The following is a 15215-nucleotide window of genomic DNA, read 5'->3' as shown; positions in this document are numbered from 1 at the left end:
TACCTCTAAAAAATCCCGGCTTTCTTCCAACTCAAATACCGCGTCACCAACTCGGCCCCCAACTCTGAGGGCCGGGCATCCACTACCGGTACTCCATGAGCACTCAACTGCTCATGGAGTTGCGCCCGGTCATTCAGGTAATCCACCGTCCCGCAGTACGCCAGCGCCTCCGGCAAGGTTTGCACCGGCGCGTGCCGCAAATGGTCGAGCACGTCTTCGCGCAAACTCGCCACCAGCACCCGATGTTGTTTGCTCAGGCGTTTGACCGCGGTCAGCAGTTCGTCATCGTCTTCGTCGCGCAGGTTGGTGACCAATACCACCAGCGCCCGGCGCTTCTGTCGTGCCAGCAGTTGCGTGGCGGCCGCCTGGTAATCGGCAGGGCGTTGGGTGCTGTCGAGGTCGTAGACGGTGTTGAGCAACACATTGAGCTGCCCCGTGCCTTTGACCGGGGCGAGGTAGTGCGGGCGATCACTGGCGAACGTGCTCAGGCCCACGGCATCACCCTGGCGCAGGGCGATGTAGCTGAGTAGCAGACAAGCATTCAGTGCGTGATCGAAATGGGCGAGTTCACCGTCCTGGCTGCGCATGTGTCGGCCGCAGTCGAGCATGAAGATGATCTGCTGGTCGCGCTCGTCCTGATACTCGCGGGCGATGGGCGTGCGTTGGCGGGCGGTGGCTTTCCAGTCGATCTGGCGCAGGCTGTCGCCTTCCCGGAACTCCCTTAGTTGATGGAACTCAAGGCCCAACCCGCGACGTTGTCGCTGGCGCACGCCGAGTTGGCTGATCCAGTTGTCGACCGCCAACAGTTCGCCGCCATAGAGGCGAGCGAAGTCGGGGTAGACGCGGGTGCTGTCGACCGTGTTCAGCAGGCGTTTGTCGGACCATAAACCCAAGGGGCTCGGAAGGCTCATTTCGCAGTGTTCGAAGCTAAAGTAGCCGCGTTTGAGCGGGCGCAGTCGATAGCCGATCAGGCTCCGTTGACCAGGTTGCAACTCGACGCTCAGGGGCAGGTTTTCAAAACTCAGTCCCGACGGCACATGGTCGAAAAGCTGCACGTTCAGCGGTTGGGTGAACGCATGTTCTACGTCCAGTCGAACTTCACTCCAGCGACCCAGTGCCAGACTTCCGGGCATGTGTCGGCGCAGGTGTGGCGAGGGCAGGCGTTTGAGGCGAATGGCGTCGAGCACGGCCAGCGCCAACAGGGCCAGGAGCAATCCCCAGTGGATCGAAAGAAGGGTCGACGGGACGGCGATTTCCAGCGCCCGCAACGTGCCCAGCACGATGCCGATGACCAGCAGGATGGCGAGCCAGATCAGTAGCAGGCGTGATGGTTTCACAGCCGCGGCGCCGGTACTTGATCGAGCAACTGCTTGAGCACCTGATCGACGTCCAGGCCTTCGATGTCGAGTTCTGGTGCGATCCGTACGCGATGGCGCAGTACCGCTAAAGCGCAACCTTTGATGTCATCCGGGATCACAAAGTCGCCGCCACGCAACAACGCACGGGCGCGGGCGCAACGCACCAGGGCAATGGAGGCGCGTGGTCCGGCGCCGAGGATCAATCCGGGCCAGGTGCGGGTCGCGCGGGCCAGACGTACGGCATAGTCGAGCACCTGATCGTCCAGTGGCAAGTCGCTGGCGATGCGTTGCAGGGCCGACACGTCTTTGGCTTGCAACAGGGTGCGCAGGGGTTGCACGTCGAGCATGTCGGCGCGGGTCGAGCGGCTGACCTGGCGGACCATGTCCAGTTCTTGTTCTGCATCGGGGTAATCCATGCGCACCTTGAGCATGAAACGGTCGAGTTCGGCCTCGGGCAGTGGATAGGTGCCTTCCTGTTCGATCGGATTCTGCGTGGCGAGCACCATGAACGGTTGCACGATGGGCAGCGCGCGACCTTCAAGGGTGACTTGCCGTTCCTGCATGGCTTCGAGCAGCGCGGCCTGGGTTTTTGCCGGGGCGCGGTTGATCTCGTCGGCCAGCAGCAGATTGGTGAACAGCGGGCCTTTTCGCAGTTTGAATTGCTCGGTGTTCAAGTCGTAGACCGCGTGCCCGGTAACGTCGCTGGGCATCAGGTCGGGGGTGAACTGGATGCGTGCAAACTCGCCGCCGAAACACTTGGCGAGGGCACGCACAAGTAAGGTCTTGCCAAGCCCCGGCACACCTTCCAGCAACACATGGCCGCCGGCGATCAGCGCAGTGAGAACATCATCGATCACGCTGTTCTGGCCGATCACGGCTTTCTGCAATTCGCCGCGCACCGCCTGGGCCAGTTGACTGGCACGCTGGCGTTGCTGGGCGACGTGTGTCGGCGAGCCAGGCTCGATCTGTTCACTCATAGCGTGTTCCTCAAGGTTTGCAGGTGGGCGACCTGACGGCTGAAATCAGCGCTGGACAGCCGCTGCTTCGGTCGCGGGCTCATGGCCTGGCTGATAGCGCGTGTGGGTTGGCCGGTCAGGCGTGCGAGCACCAGCCACTGCTCGGCGACGCCGAGTTGTTCAAAACCGGGATGACGGCGCCGCACACGGCGCAGGATGTCTTGTTGCAAAGCTTGCAGCAGGTGCTGCTGACCCTGGCGGCGCAATATGAAGTCAGCGCTGGCGCGCAGGTGTTCCTGGAGTTGGCGATGGCCTTTTGAGGCAGGCTCCCGCAGCGGCCCCTGGCGTACGCCAACGTGCCAGAACCCCAGTCCGATCAGCGCAATCAAGGCCACCAGCGCCTGTGGGAAATAACGCCAGAGCAAGGTCAGCAAGCTGTCGTGGTCGGTGTTGAACAGCAACGTCACGCTTGTGTCCGCCGTCAGATACCAGAGCAGCCACGCGTTGTCGTACTGGTCGATGGCCGGGGTTTTCCACAGGTCGGCGTCGGTGACGACGATAATCGAACCGAGCCCGTGGTTGAGCTGCATCATGTGCGTGGCCTTGCCGCTGTTGGCCCAGGATTGCGCGAGGTTCTTCGGGTCTTCGAGGTGGAATGACGTGTCGAAGCTGGCGTAGGCCGGTGCTTCTTCATCTTCCAGATAGAGCTTGGTCAGTGTGGGATAGTGATCGTCGAGGATGTCGGGCGGTGGCTCCTTGAGGTCTTTGCTCAGCGTCTGGTGCAACTGTACCCGGTCGAGCAGCAGGTCGTTGCTCTGGCCGGTCTTTTCATCCCACAACGACTGGGCGACAAACAACAAGCGGCCACCTGCCCGCGTCCAGTTCATCACCTGATCAATCTGGCGTGGGGTCATGTTGTAGCGGTCGCCCAGCAATAGCAGGCTGTGCTGGCGGGGATCGAGGGTGGGTAGCACGTCAAGACCACTGGCATGGCTGACGGTCAGGCCCTGCGTGCGTAAAAAGTGTTCAGCCGCGAGGTAGGGATTGGCCTGCGCTTCAGGCGATGGGCCATGATCGATTTCCGCCAGATAGGGCGTGGCTTTCAGGTACAGGTAAATACACAGTGCACCGACCAGCAGGGCGATGCATACGCCGACCGACAGCCCGGTGCGCCGGCTCAATGGGCTGCTCCCGGACCGAACAATGTTCGCCAGCCGTCACACAGTTCCTGTTGCGAGTGCGCGGGTGGAAGACGATGACCGTAAGCCATGGTTTGCCAATGACCGGTCAGGGTTTTACTGAACGCCAGCAACGCCGGTTTCTGCAGTTGTTCGACCCGTTGGAGTACTTCGCCTTCGGTGTCGGCGGTTTTCAGCGCCATGTGGTGGTCGTGCAGCAAGTGGCTGAGCAGGGCACGATAGAGCAGACCGAGGGCTGCGCGCGGGTCCGTTTGCCAGAGGCCTTCAGCGCTGGCGGCAATGTCGTCGGGCAGTGTTTCGCGGTTGAGGTCCAGGCCAAAAGCCTGCTGCGGAATCGGACGGGCGACCATGGTTTTTAATGTAGGTCGACGACTGACAAACGCCTGCAACCAGTCACGGTATCGCCAGGTCAACAAAGCGACGCCGCCGATCACAGCACCCCACAGCAGCACTTCAATCAGGGTGGCGAGGAAGCCGAAGCGTTGCTCGTCGAGCAGTGCCAACAGCGCCTTCAGCCATTCGGGTGTCTTGCCGTCTTCGCGGGTTTTGATGTCGGTTTTTTCTTCGCCAAACCGATAGCGGGTCACCATTTCCTTGTGCTTGAACGGTGGCTGTTCGAGGACGGCCTTGATGCTGTCTTTCGACGCTTGGCTGGTCAGCGGTTGATCGAGCAGGCGCGGGCTGTCCGGCGTGATGACCGGTTCGGCTGACCAAGCGTGTTGCGCGCCAGGCACCCACAGGATTGTCGCCAGCAGCAGGGTGAGCACGGTGGTCGTGAGGCGTTGACGCAATCGACGGAACACCAGCTCTATGTCCCAGGCTTCCAGTACCGTGCGCCGGTTCAAATACAAGCTGAAACCGCAGGCGACATAGATGGGTTCCCAGATAATCAGCACCATCGCATAAAAGGCATTGATGAGGTGTTCCAGCCATCGCCAGTCTTGCACGGCGGCGGTGATCAAGGTCTGCCAGCTCCAGTCCAGTTCGATCTGTTGTGGCAGGAGCAGGTAAAACAACACCATCAAGCCAATCCACAGCGCGCTCTCCAGGTGCACGCCGATAATCGTCAGCCATTGCGCCGCACCGGCATTGCGTTGAAGCAGTACTTGCAAGCGCTGTTCGCGCGCGTGACCGTGAAGGCCTTCGAGTTGCATCACTGGCATCACAAAACTGCGGCTCGGGCTCAGGCGACGCCAGGTCAGGCTGGCCAGCAGTTGCGGCTTGAGCAGGCGCGGCCATTCGCGCAGCGCCTGTTTTAACGTCGGTGTTTCGCCGAACAGGCTTTTGGACAGGATGTACAACGGCAATCGATCGAACGCCGGTTTGAGCCACCAGAAGATAAACACGGCGAGGGACGGCGAATCCCAGAAGATTGCACTGAGCAGGGCGAAGATCGGCAAGGTGATGATGGCCCAACTGGTCATCAGCAGGCGTCGATGGCGCTGGCTCATCAACACGCCCAGATCCATGGCTTCCCAGGTGGTGCGCGGACGGATCACGACCGTGGCGTCACTCAGGCGCATGGCGAGTCCGTCCGGCAAACAGAAGATACGTCGCGACCAACGTCCAGAGCGCGGCGCCGACCAGATACTTGGTCATGGGCTTCGGTGCTGTCATCGACGACCAGTACGCTTCGATAAACGCCGCAATCAACAAAAACATCATCACGCCGCAGATCAGCAGCACGCTCTTGCGCGCGGCCAGTCGCAACGCTTCGGCGCGGGGCAGGCGTCCCGGTGCGATCAAGGCCCAGCCCAGTTTCAGGCCGGCGGCACCGGCCAGGGCGATGGCCGTCAGTTCAAAAGCGCCGTGACCGACCACGAACGACCAGAAGGTTTGCCCGTAGCCGACATGCGTCAGGTGCCCGGCGACCGCTCCGATCATCAAGCCGTTGAACAGCAGGAAAAACGCGCTGCCCAGACCGAAGAAAAAACCGCTGGCAAAGGTCTGAAAGGCGATACCGACGTTGTGCATGATGTAGTAACCGAACATCACCCAGTCTTCACTGGCGGCGCGTTCCGCGGTGCGTCCCAAATGACCGGCGACGGGGTCGTACATGCTTTGCATCTCGCTGACCTGCTCGGCCGGGATCAGGTTGTAGACCAGGTCCGGGAACAGATACACCAGCAGCGCGAAGCTGATCAGGCTGCCAAAAAACATCAGGCCGGCGGCCAGCACAAAACGCCATTGTTCACGCACCAGACGCGGAAAGTCGGCCAGGATAAAGCCCAGCAGGTTGGCGCCCAGGCGGCTGCGGTGCCGATACAGTTGTTGATGCCCACGCAGCACGAGTTGCTGGAGGGAATCGACCAGGAAACTGCTGTAGCCGCGTTCCCGAGCCAGCGCCAGGTGATGGCATAGCTGTCGATAGTCCTTGGGGAAACCGGCGATCCGGGACGCGTCCTTGCCACGTTCCAGTCGGTCCAGTGTCAGGGAAAACTGTTCCCACTCGGCTTTGTGGCTGGTTTCGAAAAGGCTTTGCTTCATGCGGGCCCCAACAAGCCGCGGGCGACGCCGTTGAGTGCGAGCACCGCGTGCGGCGCAGGGACTTGCAACGGTTGAGCAAGGATCGATGCCAGCTCATGGGCCCGCGCCTCGGAGAGTTCACCCTGGCGTTCGGCGAAAGCGAGGATGGCGCGTTGTTCGGGCAGGGTCAGGGCGAACGCCGGGCGCAGGGGTGTGGCTTCGGGCAGTAGCGGGCGGGTGAGCGGTTGTTCGCGGTAGATCACCAGCGTGCCGGCAGCGAGGTCGCCGAGGCGTTTGAAGGTCGGGTGTTGCAGGCAACTGATGGCCCCGAGGAAATAGCCGAATGGCAGCAGGTCGACGAATCGCAACAGGTTGCGCAGCAGCGAAGCGGACCAGCCTATCGGTGTGCCGTCGTCCTGCACCACGCGCAAGCCCATCCACTGTTTACCCGGCGAGCGGCCCTGATTGAGCACTTCGAACAGCACCATGTACCACCAGCTGACCCCGAACAGCAGGATCGAGCCCAGCCCGGCGCCCAGCTTTCCAAGAAACGCCAGGACCATAAACAACAGGCCGAGAATCAGCCCGCGTATCCCTAAATCAATGGCAAACGCCAGCGCACGGACCATCAACCCGGCCGGGCGCAGTGGCAAGTCGATGCCTTCGGGCGTTTCGACTTGATGCCGCGTATCCAGTGGCGGGGACAGCGTCGCTTTCCTTGGCAGTGCTGTGGTCTCGAGCATGGGCAACCTTGTGTGGCCTGTTCGGGATTCGATGTCTACCCGATGCTAGCAGCCTCTCGGGGGAAAACGACATAACTATGTATTGCACGGTGAGTGGCCAGAGGTGATTGAATGACGGATTACTGGCCGGGGCGGGATATGAACGCCTAGACTTTGCCGATCTTCAGTTCAGGAACAGCCCGTGACCTCGATCTTCTGGTACGACTATGAAACCACTGGCATCAACCCCCGTTGCGACCGTCCGCTACAAGTGGCCGGGATTCGCACCGACTTCGATCTCAATGAAATAGACAACCCGGTCAACCTTTATTGCCAGCCCAGCGAGGACATTCTGCCGCATCCGGCGGCGTGCGCGATTACCGGAATCACGCCGGGTAAACTGGCTGAACAGGGCTTGAGCGAAGCGGATTTCATGACACGGGTGCATGCCCAGCTGGCGGCGCCGGGCACCTGCGGTGCGGGTTACAACACGTTGCGTTTCGATGACGAGATGACCCGTTACAGCCTGTATCGAAACTTCTTCGACCCGTATGCCCGTGAGTGGCAGGGCGGCAACAGCCGCTGGGACCTGATCGATGTGGTACGTGCGGCGTATGCCTTGCGCCCCGACGGGCTCGTGTGGCCGACGGACGAAGAGGGGCGAGTGACCCTCAAGCTCGAACGTCTGACCGCCGCCAACCATATTGATCATGGCAATGCCCACGAGGCGCTGTCGGACGTTCGCGCCACCATTGCACTGGCGCGCCTGATTCGTGAAAAACAGCCGAAGTTATACGACTGGCTATTCAAGTTGCGCAGTAAACAAAAGGTGATGGATCAGATTCGCCTGTTACAGCCGATGGTGCATATTTCCGGGCGGTTCTCGGCGGCGCGCAGTTATGTCGGCGTGGTGCTGCCCCTGGCCTGGCACCCGCGCAACAAGAACGCCGTGATTGTCTGTGACTTGCACCTGGATCCCCGGGGGTTGCTGGATCTGGACGCTGACACTTTGCGTCAGCGGTTATACACCCGTCGCGATGAGCTGGCCGAAGGCGAACTGCCGGTGCCGCTTAAACTTATTCACATCAACAAATGCCCGGTGGTCGCGCCGTTGTCGGTACTTCGACCTGACGATCAGCAGCGCCTGGGGCTGGACATGGCGCTTTATCAGGAACGGTCGCTGCGGCTAATCGACGCACAATTAGTTTGGCGAGATAAAGTACAGGCGATTTATGCCGGCGAAGATTTCACGCCGAGCCAGGACCCTGAGCAGCAGTTGTACGATGGTTTTATCGGTGATCGGGACAGGCGTCTATGTGAGCAAGTCCGAATCGCGGACCCTGTCCAATTATCACAAGAACACTGGCCTTTCGATGACGAACGTTTGCCTGAATTATTGTTTCGATATCGCGCGCGCAACTTCCCCGGTACGTTGAGTTTTGAGGAGCAAGAGCGTTGGCGAATATTCTGTCAGCAACGTTTGACGGCGCCGGAATGCGGGGCGCCCAATACGCTGAATTCTTTTGCAGAAGCCGCGACCCAACTGAATGAAACTGCTACATCGTTTCAGCGAGAGGTGCTCAATGAATGGCAAAATCATGTCAAAGCATTACGCAAACGTTTGAATATTTGAAAACGAAAATAGACATGCCTGAATGGCAGGCATAAAAAAACGCCAGCAAACGCTGGCGTTATTTTTTGTCACCTTGCTATCTGTGACAAGCGCTGCGGCTTAGCCCAGCAGGGTAGCCCAGCCTTCAACCACGTCGCCGCCCCACTTGGCTTTCCACTCTTTCAGAGTTTTGTGGTTGCCACCTTTGGTTTCGATAACTTCGCCATTGTGCGGGTTTTTGTATTGTTTAACTTTGCGAGCACGCTTGGTGCCGGTAGTTTTTACTGCGCCGCCGCGTGGAGCTTTGGATTTGGACTCCGGGTCCAACAGCGCGATGATGTCACGCAGGGACTTGGAGTATTCGCCCATCAGGGTGCGCAGTTTGCCTTCGAATTCCAGCTCGGTTTGCAGTTTGTCGTCTTGGGACAGGTTCTTCAAACGGGCTTGCAGCTCTTTGATAGCTTCTTCGGTGGCGCGATATTCGTTGATCAAGGACATGAGGACTACCTTATGTTGGAGACTGGATGGCAGGGATACAGTGCCGCAATAATAGTCAGGGTGTTTCATCAAGTAAACATTTAACCGGCGTTTTAATTAAATTAGTTGTCAGCAACAGGGCACACATTTAACAAGGGATTAAATAGTGTGATGCAGTCATCACAGATCTGCACAAAAGGACTCTTGATATCGACCTGAAAATCCCCTGCGCGCGGGGAATGAGGGCTTTCCTGAGCGGGGCCGCAGACCGTATGCCAGGCAGGACGTCATCACTACTGCAGTTTTGTTGCGTAATCGCTAGAATGGCGGCCTTTGCGAAGTTCTGGAGTTTCCCCCTCATGCGCACTTTTCGGCTGGTGATTGCTTGCCCGGACCGCGTCGGCATCGTTGCTAAAGTCAGTAACTTTCTGGCGTCACATAACGGCTGGATCACCGAAGCGAGCCATCACTCGGACAACCTCAGTGGCTGGTTCTTCATGCGTCACGAAATTCGTGCCGATTCGCTGCCTTTCGGTATTGAAGCTTTTCGCGAAGCCTTTGCGCCGATAGCTGAAGAGTTCTCGATGAATTGGCGCATCACCGATACCGCGCAGAAAAAGCGCGTGGTGTTGATGGCGAGCCGCGAATCCCACTGCCTGGCTGACTTGCTGCACCGCTGGCACAGCGACGAACTGGACTGCGAAATATCCTGTGTGATTTCCAACCATGACGACTTGCGTAGCATGGTCGAGTGGCACGGCATTCCTTATTACCATGTGCCGGTCAATCCACAGGACAAAGAGCCGGCCTTCGCCGAAGTCTCACGTCTGGTCAAACAGCATGATGCTGAAGTGGTGGTACTTGCCCGTTACATGCAAATCCTGCCGCCGGCGTTGTGCAGTGAGTACGCACACAAGGTCATCAACATTCACCACAGCTTCCTGCCGTCGTTCGTTGGCGCCAAGCCGTATCACCAGGCTTCCCTGCGTGGCGTGAAGTTGATCGGCGCGACCTGCCACTACGTGACCGAAGAGCTGGACGCGGGCCCGATCATTGAACAGGACGTGGTGCGTGTCAGCCACAGTGACAGTATTGAAGACATGGTGCGTTTCGGCCGTGACGTCGAGAAGATGGTGTTGGCACGCGGTCTGCGTTATCACCTGGAAGACCGGGTGTTGGTACATGGCAACAAGACGGTCGTGTTCTGATTACAGCGCACTGCAGTTGAAATTCGAAGGGCCTGGGCGTTCAATCGCTTCAGGCCCTTCGCCGTTTCTGCACTGAGGAGATTGACCATGGCCGATCCACTGGATAAAGCCACTTCCAAAGCGCCCGCTACGTTGGGCGAGGGTTGTCTGAGTCGTTATGACCCGGATGACATGAGCCCGGAAGACGGTACGGAGTTTCCCGGAGCTGCCGAGTTGTGGGAACAGTTACAGCAAGACCCCGAAGACAAGATCAAGCCTGCTTGAACTTCATTAACTTCCTTAATAGCGGCCGCCCCAGCATCAACAAAAACACCGGTCCGCCCGCGATCAAATAGAAGTAATAAGTCACCGCCCGCCAGATCAGAATCGCCGCGGCCGCGGTGGATTTGCCCACCATTGGCGCCAGCAAGGCTGCCGACGTCAACTCCGCCGCCCCGGCGCCGCCCGGCAGTAGGCTGAATTGCCCTGCAGTGAGCGACAGCATCTGAATCAAGAAGCACCAGGCCCACTGCAAATCCGCTCCCAGCCCGCGCAATGCCAGGTACAACACGCTATAGCGCAATACCCAATGCACGCAGGTCAGCGCAAATACCGTGATCAAGGTCTGCAGGGGCAACTTCAATGTGTCAGTGAATGCGGCGAGGAAGTGCAGGAGTTTTCGGGCCCAGTGCAGGCGTGTCGTGCTTTTTACCTTCAGGCGCGCCAGTAGCCGCCCGCTCAGACGAATCAGCAGACGATGGTAGCGGGCGACCATCACGCAGCAGATCAACCCACCGAACATCGAAATCACGCTGACGGTCAGTAGCCATTCCATGCGTTGGCTGAGGTGCTGGAACAGCGCATAAATCAAAATCCCGCTCAGCGCACAGAGAAAAAACAGCAGGTCGCTGAGTTGATCCATGGCGAACACCGCGCTGCCTCTGGCCGGGCGCACGCCATTGCGCGCGAGCAACGCCATGATCGCCAGCGGTCCGCCGCTTCCGCCGGGTGTGGCGCAATACGCAAACTCGGCGGCCATGACCACGCCGAGGCTTTTGAGCCGGCTGACCTTGTCGCGCTGGTCACCCAGTAACAGGCGCAGGCGCAGTGTATTAACCCCCCAGCACAGCAGAATCATGCCGGACATGATCAGCAGCCAGCTCACTGGAAAGCTTTGCAGCCGCGACCATGTCTGGTTACCGCCCAGTAGCAGCGGGATCAGCACCGCCGCCAGCAGGGCGATGAACAGCATAATGCCCCGGCTCATGCGGCGCGGCCGAGCGGGGCACGTTGCAATGCCAGCCATTGCGATTTGGTCATCGGTACGCGCCCGCCATCGAGTAAACGCTTGAGGGTTTGCAACCAGTAATGGCGGGAGAACTCATGGCGCATGTCCACCGGGTGCAGGCCCAGCCGAATGACCGGCGCGGTTCGCCATTGTTGTTCGCGCTGATCACTGAGCAGTTTCGACAACCCCCGGCGCCAGGCACTGCGCGCACTCCAGACCAGACCCGGCGCATCAATCGGTGTGAAATCCGGCAGTAGATATAAATGCTGTGAGTCGCTGGTGTAGCGCAGCGGCAGTTGGCGCAAGGCCTCGCGCGTCCCTTCGCTCATCAACCAGGCCGGGGCGACAAAACCTTCCAGCGGCCAGTTGTAACGATCAAACATCTCAATTCCAGCGCGCAGCCGGTCGAGCGCGGCGTGTTGCGACAGCGTGTAAAACTCGCCTTCATGGGTGTAGATCCGCCGCATGAACCAGTCTCGCGGGGTGCCGGGCGGGGGGCCCTCATCGCAATGAAAGTAGCCGTGCAACACCAGTTCGTCACTTCGCGCAACACGATGGGTGAGCACGCGTCGAAATTCCGGATGAGCCTCCAGGCTGCTGTGTTTGTGAAAATCCGGTACCACCAGCCAGGTCATTGGCACCTCACCCAACGCGTCGACGGCTTCGATGAACGGTTGATAGTCGGCCAGGGTCGACGGCGCTACATCGTGCAATACCAGTAACACGCTCGGCGGATTCATTGGGTTACCCATTGGCCACTTGCGGCCATAGGCTGCCGAGTACGGCGTGATAGTGCCCGAGCAGGCTGTCGACCACCGTGTCCCAACTGTATTGTCGCTCGACGTGACGGCGCGCGGTTTCGCCCAGCGCCACGCTGTTCTGACTGAACAATTCGCGAACGGCATTGGCCATGGCCGTCGAGTTGTTCGGCGCGCAGAGCAAACCGCATTGATCGGTCACAATTTCCGGAAAGGCGCCGGCGGCCACGGCCACCACCGGAATGCCGCTGGCCATGGCTTCGAGTATCACCAGCCCGAATGTTTCCTGATCGCCGGCATGCAATAAGGCATCGGCGCTGGCCATCAATCGCGCCACTTGTAGCGCCGGGCAGAACCCGTCGACCACCGTGACGTTGTCCGGCACGGCGGCCGGCATCGAGGAGCCCACCAGCAGCAGGTGAAAACGCGGCCCCAGACGTGCCATGCATTTGAGCAGCACCGGCAGGTTTTTTTCCCTGGAGCCGCGTCCGGCAAAAATCAGCAGTCGGGAGTTTTCATCAATGCCCAATTCGGCGCGCAAGCCGGGGTCTCGGGCATCGGGATGGAAGGTGTGCAGATCGACACCCAAGGGTTGGACGTACACATTCTTCACCCCCAGGCCACTCAATTTGTCGGCCATGACCCGGCTCGGCGCCAGTACCCGGTCGAAGTTGCCATAGAGTTTGCTGACATAGGCCTCGACATTGGTGGTGACCCAGTTGCCCATCCGGTTGCTGACCAGCAGCGGCAAGTCCGAGTGATAAAAACCGATCACCGGCACATCCAGTTGGCGCCGCGCATCCAGTGCCGCCCAGGCGGTGAGGTAAGGGTCGCCCACTTCGATCAGATCGGGCTGCAAATCCTGCAGGACATTTCGCCACGGGGCGAGACGGAGCGGAAAACGATAACCCTTGCCAAAGGGCAGGGCGGGGGCGGGAACTGTATAGACGCCATCCGTTTCACTCAGGTGAGCGCCCGGAATCAACAGACTGTGGCGAATACCCGGCTTGACCCCCAGGCGTCGGTGTTTGGCATCCAGATACGTGCGCACGCCACCGCTGGCCGGGGCGTAGAACATGGTGATGTCGGCGATATGCACGATGAGCGGCCCTCCGGTCTATGGCTCTCCCTTGGTTGACCTTTATGAAGGATAGATGTTCGGTTGGGGTTTTGAGGTGGGGTGTCAGCGGGGTTTTGGGGTGTGTGGTCGATCGTTATCGCGAGCAGGCTCACTCCGACAAGGTTCTGCGCTGAACCTGTGGGAGCCAGCCTGCTCGCGAACGGGCCCTATCTGTTACTAGATACGGAAACTGCCTACCAACTGCTTCAGTCGCGAAGCCTGCTGTTCAAGATCCGAGCACGCGCGCAGCGTCGATTGCAGGTTTTCCACACCTTCCTGGTTCAGCGTATTGATCTCGGTAATGTCGACGTTGATCGACTCCACCACCGCCGTCTGCTCTTCAGTCGCCGTCGCCACCGACTGGTTCATCCCGTCGATTTCGCCGATGCGCAACGTCACGCTGTTCAACCGTTCGCCCGCCAGATTGGCGATTTCCACGCTGTCCTGGCTGTGGCGTTGGCTGTCGCTCATCGTGCTGACGGATTCGCGGGCGCCGACTTGCAGTTCCTCGATCATGGTCTGCACTTGTTGCGCCGATTCCTGGGTGCGGTGCGCCAGGTTACGCACTTCATCCGCCACCACCGCGAAACCGCGGCCGGCTTCACCGGCGCGGGCCGCTTCGATGGCCGCGTTGAGTGCCAGCAGGTTGGTTTGCTGGGAAATGCTGGTGATCACTTCGAGGATCTGGCCGATGTTCACCGTTTTGCTGTTCAGCGATTCGATGTTGGTGCTCGAGGCGCTGAGCATGTTCGACAGCTGATTCATTGCGACAATGCTGCGGTCCACCACTTGCTGGCCATCCTCGGCCAGGCTGCGGGCATCGCTGGCCTGACTCGACGCTTGCGCGGCGTTACGGGCGATTTCCTGGGCGGCGGCCCCGAGCTGATTGATCGCGGCAGCGACGCTGCTGGTGCGCGAGGCCTGCTGGTCGGAGTTGAACATCGAGGAGTTCGAGGCGGCCACCACGCGCAGCGCCACTTCGTTGACTTGGCCGGTGGCCGACGACACTTCACGTATCGAGGTGTGAATCCGTTCGACAAAACGATTGAATGCGGTACCGAGGAGGCCGAATTCATCGTTGTTCTGGATGGTCAGGCGCTTGGTCAGGTCGCCTTCACCGTCGGCAATGTCTTCCATGGCGCGGGTCATGACATGCAGCGGCTGAATCAGGAGGCGGATCAGCATGCCCAGCAGCGCGATGATGATCGCCACGGCAATAATGGTCGCGACCACAGCGGACGCACGGAACGAACTGAGCATCGAGAATGCTTTGTCTTTGTCCACCGACAGGCCGATGTACCAGTTGACGGATGGCAGGCCTTTGATCGCGGTGAAGGTGACGATACGGGTCTTGCCGTCGACTTCGACCTCACTGAAGTCGCTGCTGATGCGCGGGGTATTTTTCGGGTACGCCTCGCTCAGGGACTTCATGACCAGGGCTTTGTCCGGGTGCACCAGGATCTTGCCGTCGGCGCTGACCAGAAAGGCATAACCCATGCCGGCGAAATCACGGGCGCTGAGGGTGTCGATCAGGGTTTGCAGGCTCAGGTCACCGCCTACTACACCGACGCTTTGCCCGGCCTTCTTCGAGGCGGTGGCGATGGAAATGATGGTTTGGCCGGTGGCCGCGTCGATGTACGGTTCAGTCAGGGTCGCGGTGCTGCTGCTTTCGGCGCCTTTGTACCAAGGGCGAACCCGGGGATCGAAGCCGGCCGGCATCTTGGCGTCGGGGCGAATGGTAAAGCTGCCGGTGGCATCGCCCAGGTAGGACGCCATGAAGGTCGACGTCAGGGCTTTCTGCTCAAGCAGGCTGGCGACGTTGGACTGTTCAGGGTTGATGGCGATGTTTTGAGCGAGGCTGTCGATCAGCAGGATTCGACCGGCCAACCAGGTCTGGATGTTATTGGCGGTGACGTCGCCCATCTCATTGAGGTAATTGTCCAGGTCTTCGCGGATGGCGTTGCGCTGTAAATAGTCGTTGTACAGGGTGAACGAGGCAAAGGCGGCAATAACGATGAGGGCGGCGGCAAGCAAAATCTTATGGCTGAAGCGTAGGTTTTTGTTCATGGCTT

The 15215-nt window shown here is 59.7% G+C and carries 14 protein-coding genes; 3 read left to right on the top strand and 11 right to left on the bottom strand.

Annotated elements, in window-relative coordinates; translation table 11 throughout:
- Positions 1–5: 5 nt before the first annotated feature.
- Genes NL116_RS24565 through NL116_RS24540 form a run of 6 tightly spaced genes read right to left on the bottom strand, consistent with a single transcriptional unit; the run spans position 6 to position 6722 of the window.
- Positions 6–1337, bottom strand: a complete 1332-nt coding sequence (locus NL116_RS24565) for a DUF58 domain-containing protein (RefSeq protein ID WP_494374416.1) — start codon at positions 1335–1337, stop codon at positions 6–8.
- Positions 1334–2335, bottom strand: a complete 1002-nt coding sequence (locus NL116_RS24560) for an AAA family ATPase (RefSeq protein ID WP_494374415.1) — start codon at positions 2333–2335, stop codon at positions 1334–1336. The genes NL116_RS24565 and NL116_RS24560 overlap by 4 nt, the downstream gene beginning before the upstream one ends.
- Entirely contained in the window at positions 2332–3495 is a 1164-nt protein-coding gene (locus NL116_RS24555) for a DUF4350 domain-containing protein (RefSeq protein ID WP_494374414.1), read from the bottom strand. Before NL116_RS24555 ends, NL116_RS24560 begins: the two co-directional genes overlap by 4 nt.
- Positions 3492–5036 (bottom strand): DUF4129 domain-containing protein, encoded by a 1545-nt coding sequence (locus NL116_RS24550; RefSeq protein WP_494374413.1) that lies wholly within the window; start codon positions 5034–5036, stop codon positions 3492–3494. Before NL116_RS24550 ends, NL116_RS24555 begins: the two co-directional genes overlap by 4 nt.
- Positions 5023–6000: a stage II sporulation protein M gene (locus NL116_RS24545; RefSeq protein ID WP_494374412.1), complete on the bottom strand. Its 978-nt coding sequence runs from the start codon at positions 5998–6000 to the stop codon at positions 5023–5025. Before NL116_RS24545 ends, NL116_RS24550 begins: the two co-directional genes overlap by 14 nt.
- The gene (locus tag NL116_RS24540) at positions 5997–6722 is read right to left on the bottom strand and encodes an RDD family protein (protein WP_494374411.1); all 726 of its coding nucleotides are present in this window, start codon (positions 6720–6722) and stop codon (positions 5997–5999) included. Before NL116_RS24540 ends, NL116_RS24545 begins: the two co-directional genes overlap by 4 nt.
- 181 nt (positions 6723–6903) lie before the next feature.
- Here NL116_RS24540 and sbcB point away from each other — a divergent pair, with 181 nt between their 5' ends.
- The gene (gene sbcB, locus NL116_RS24535) at positions 6904–8334 is read left to right on the top strand and encodes an exodeoxyribonuclease I (RefSeq protein ID WP_494374410.1); all 1431 of its coding nucleotides are present in this window, start codon (positions 6904–6906) and stop codon (positions 8332–8334) included.
- Positions 8335–8433: 99 nt separating this feature from the next.
- On the opposite strand, the gene mvaT is transcribed toward sbcB, so the two are convergent.
- Entirely contained in the window at positions 8434–8811 is a 378-nt protein-coding gene (mvaT, locus tag NL116_RS24530; protein WP_007945872.1) for a histone-like nucleoid-structuring protein MvaT, read from the bottom strand.
- Between the two features lie 338 nt (positions 8812–9149).
- Here mvaT and purU point away from each other — a divergent pair, with 338 nt between their 5' ends.
- Positions 9150–9998 carry a formyltetrahydrofolate deformylase gene (gene purU, locus NL116_RS24525; RefSeq protein WP_027922916.1) on the top strand — a complete coding sequence of 283 codons (849 nt, stop codon included), beginning with the start codon at positions 9150–9152 and terminating at the stop codon, positions 9996–9998.
- 87 nt (positions 9999–10085) lie between these two features.
- On the top strand, positions 10086–10262 hold the full coding sequence (locus NL116_RS24520) for a hypothetical protein (protein ID WP_185045020.1): 177 nt from the start codon (positions 10086–10088) through the stop codon (positions 10260–10262).
- Here the strand turns inward: NL116_RS24520 and gpgF are convergent.
- The 4 genes from gpgF to NL116_RS24500 form a co-directional block, all read right to left on the bottom strand.
- Positions 10249–11244 carry a glucosaminyl phosphatidylglycerol flippase gene (gene gpgF / locus NL116_RS24515; RefSeq protein ID WP_494374409.1) on the bottom strand — a complete coding sequence of 332 codons (996 nt, stop codon included), beginning with the start codon at positions 11242–11244 and terminating at the stop codon, positions 10249–10251. The genes NL116_RS24520 and gpgF overlap by 14 nt on opposite strands.
- The gene (gpgD, locus tag NL116_RS24510; RefSeq protein ID WP_494374408.1) at positions 11241–12017 is read right to left on the bottom strand and encodes an N-acetylglucosaminyl phosphatidylglycerol deacetylase; all 777 of its coding nucleotides are present in this window, start codon (positions 12015–12017) and stop codon (positions 11241–11243) included. The genes gpgF and gpgD overlap by 4 nt, the downstream gene beginning before the upstream one ends.
- Entirely contained in the window at positions 12010–13122 is a 1113-nt protein-coding gene (gene gpgS / locus NL116_RS24505; RefSeq protein ID WP_494374407.1) for an N-acetylglucosaminyl phosphatidylglycerol synthase, read from the bottom strand. Before gpgS ends, gpgD begins: the two co-directional genes overlap by 8 nt.
- A gap of 198 nt (positions 13123–13320) precedes the next feature.
- Positions 13321–15210 carry a methyl-accepting chemotaxis protein gene (locus NL116_RS24500; protein WP_494374406.1) on the bottom strand — a complete coding sequence of 630 codons (1890 nt, stop codon included), beginning with the start codon at positions 15208–15210 and terminating at the stop codon, positions 13321–13323.
- Positions 15211–15215 lie beyond the last annotated feature (5 nt).

The sequence above is a fragment of the Pseudomonas sp. FBCC-B1667 genome (assembly GCF_059133255.1).
Note: the sequence above shows the minus strand (reverse complement) of the source record. Positions and strands in the feature narration are given on the sequence as shown.

Bases quoted from the DNA above. Each gene is read 5' to 3' on its own strand.
- NL116_RS24545 (WP_494374412.1), bottom strand. From the start codon at position 6,000: ATGAAGCAAAGCCTTTTCGAAACCAGCCACAAAGCCGAGTGGGAACAG.
- NL116_RS24550 (WP_494374413.1), bottom strand. From the start codon at position 5,036: ATGCGCCTGAGTGACGCCACGGTCGTGATCCGTCCGCGCACCACCTGG.
- NL116_RS24560 (WP_494374415.1), bottom strand. From the start codon at position 2,335: ATGAGTGAACAGATCGAGCCTGGCTCGCCGACACACGTCGCCCAGCAA.
- NL116_RS24540 (WP_494374411.1), bottom strand. From the start codon at position 6,722: ATGCTCGAGACCACAGCACTGCCAAGGAAAGCGACGCTGTCCCCGCCA.
- NL116_RS24520 (WP_185045020.1), top strand. From the start codon at position 10,086: ATGGCCGATCCACTGGATAAAGCCACTTCCAAAGCGCCCGCTACGTTG.
- gpgF (WP_494374409.1), bottom strand. From the start codon at position 11,244: ATGAGCCGGGGCATTATGCTGTTCATCGCCCTGCTGGCGGCGGTGCTG.
- NL116_RS24500 (WP_494374406.1), bottom strand. From the start codon at position 15,210: ATGAACAAAAACCTACGCTTCAGCCATAAGATTTTGCTTGCCGCCGCC.
- gpgD (WP_494374408.1), bottom strand. From the start codon at position 12,017: ATGGGTAACCCAATGAATCCGCCGAGCGTGTTACTGGTATTGCACGAT.
- purU (WP_027922916.1), top strand. From the start codon at position 9,150: ATGCGCACTTTTCGGCTGGTGATTGCTTGCCCGGACCGCGTCGGCATC.
- mvaT (WP_007945872.1), bottom strand. From the start codon at position 8,811: ATGTCCTTGATCAACGAATATCGCGCCACCGAAGAAGCTATCAAAGAG.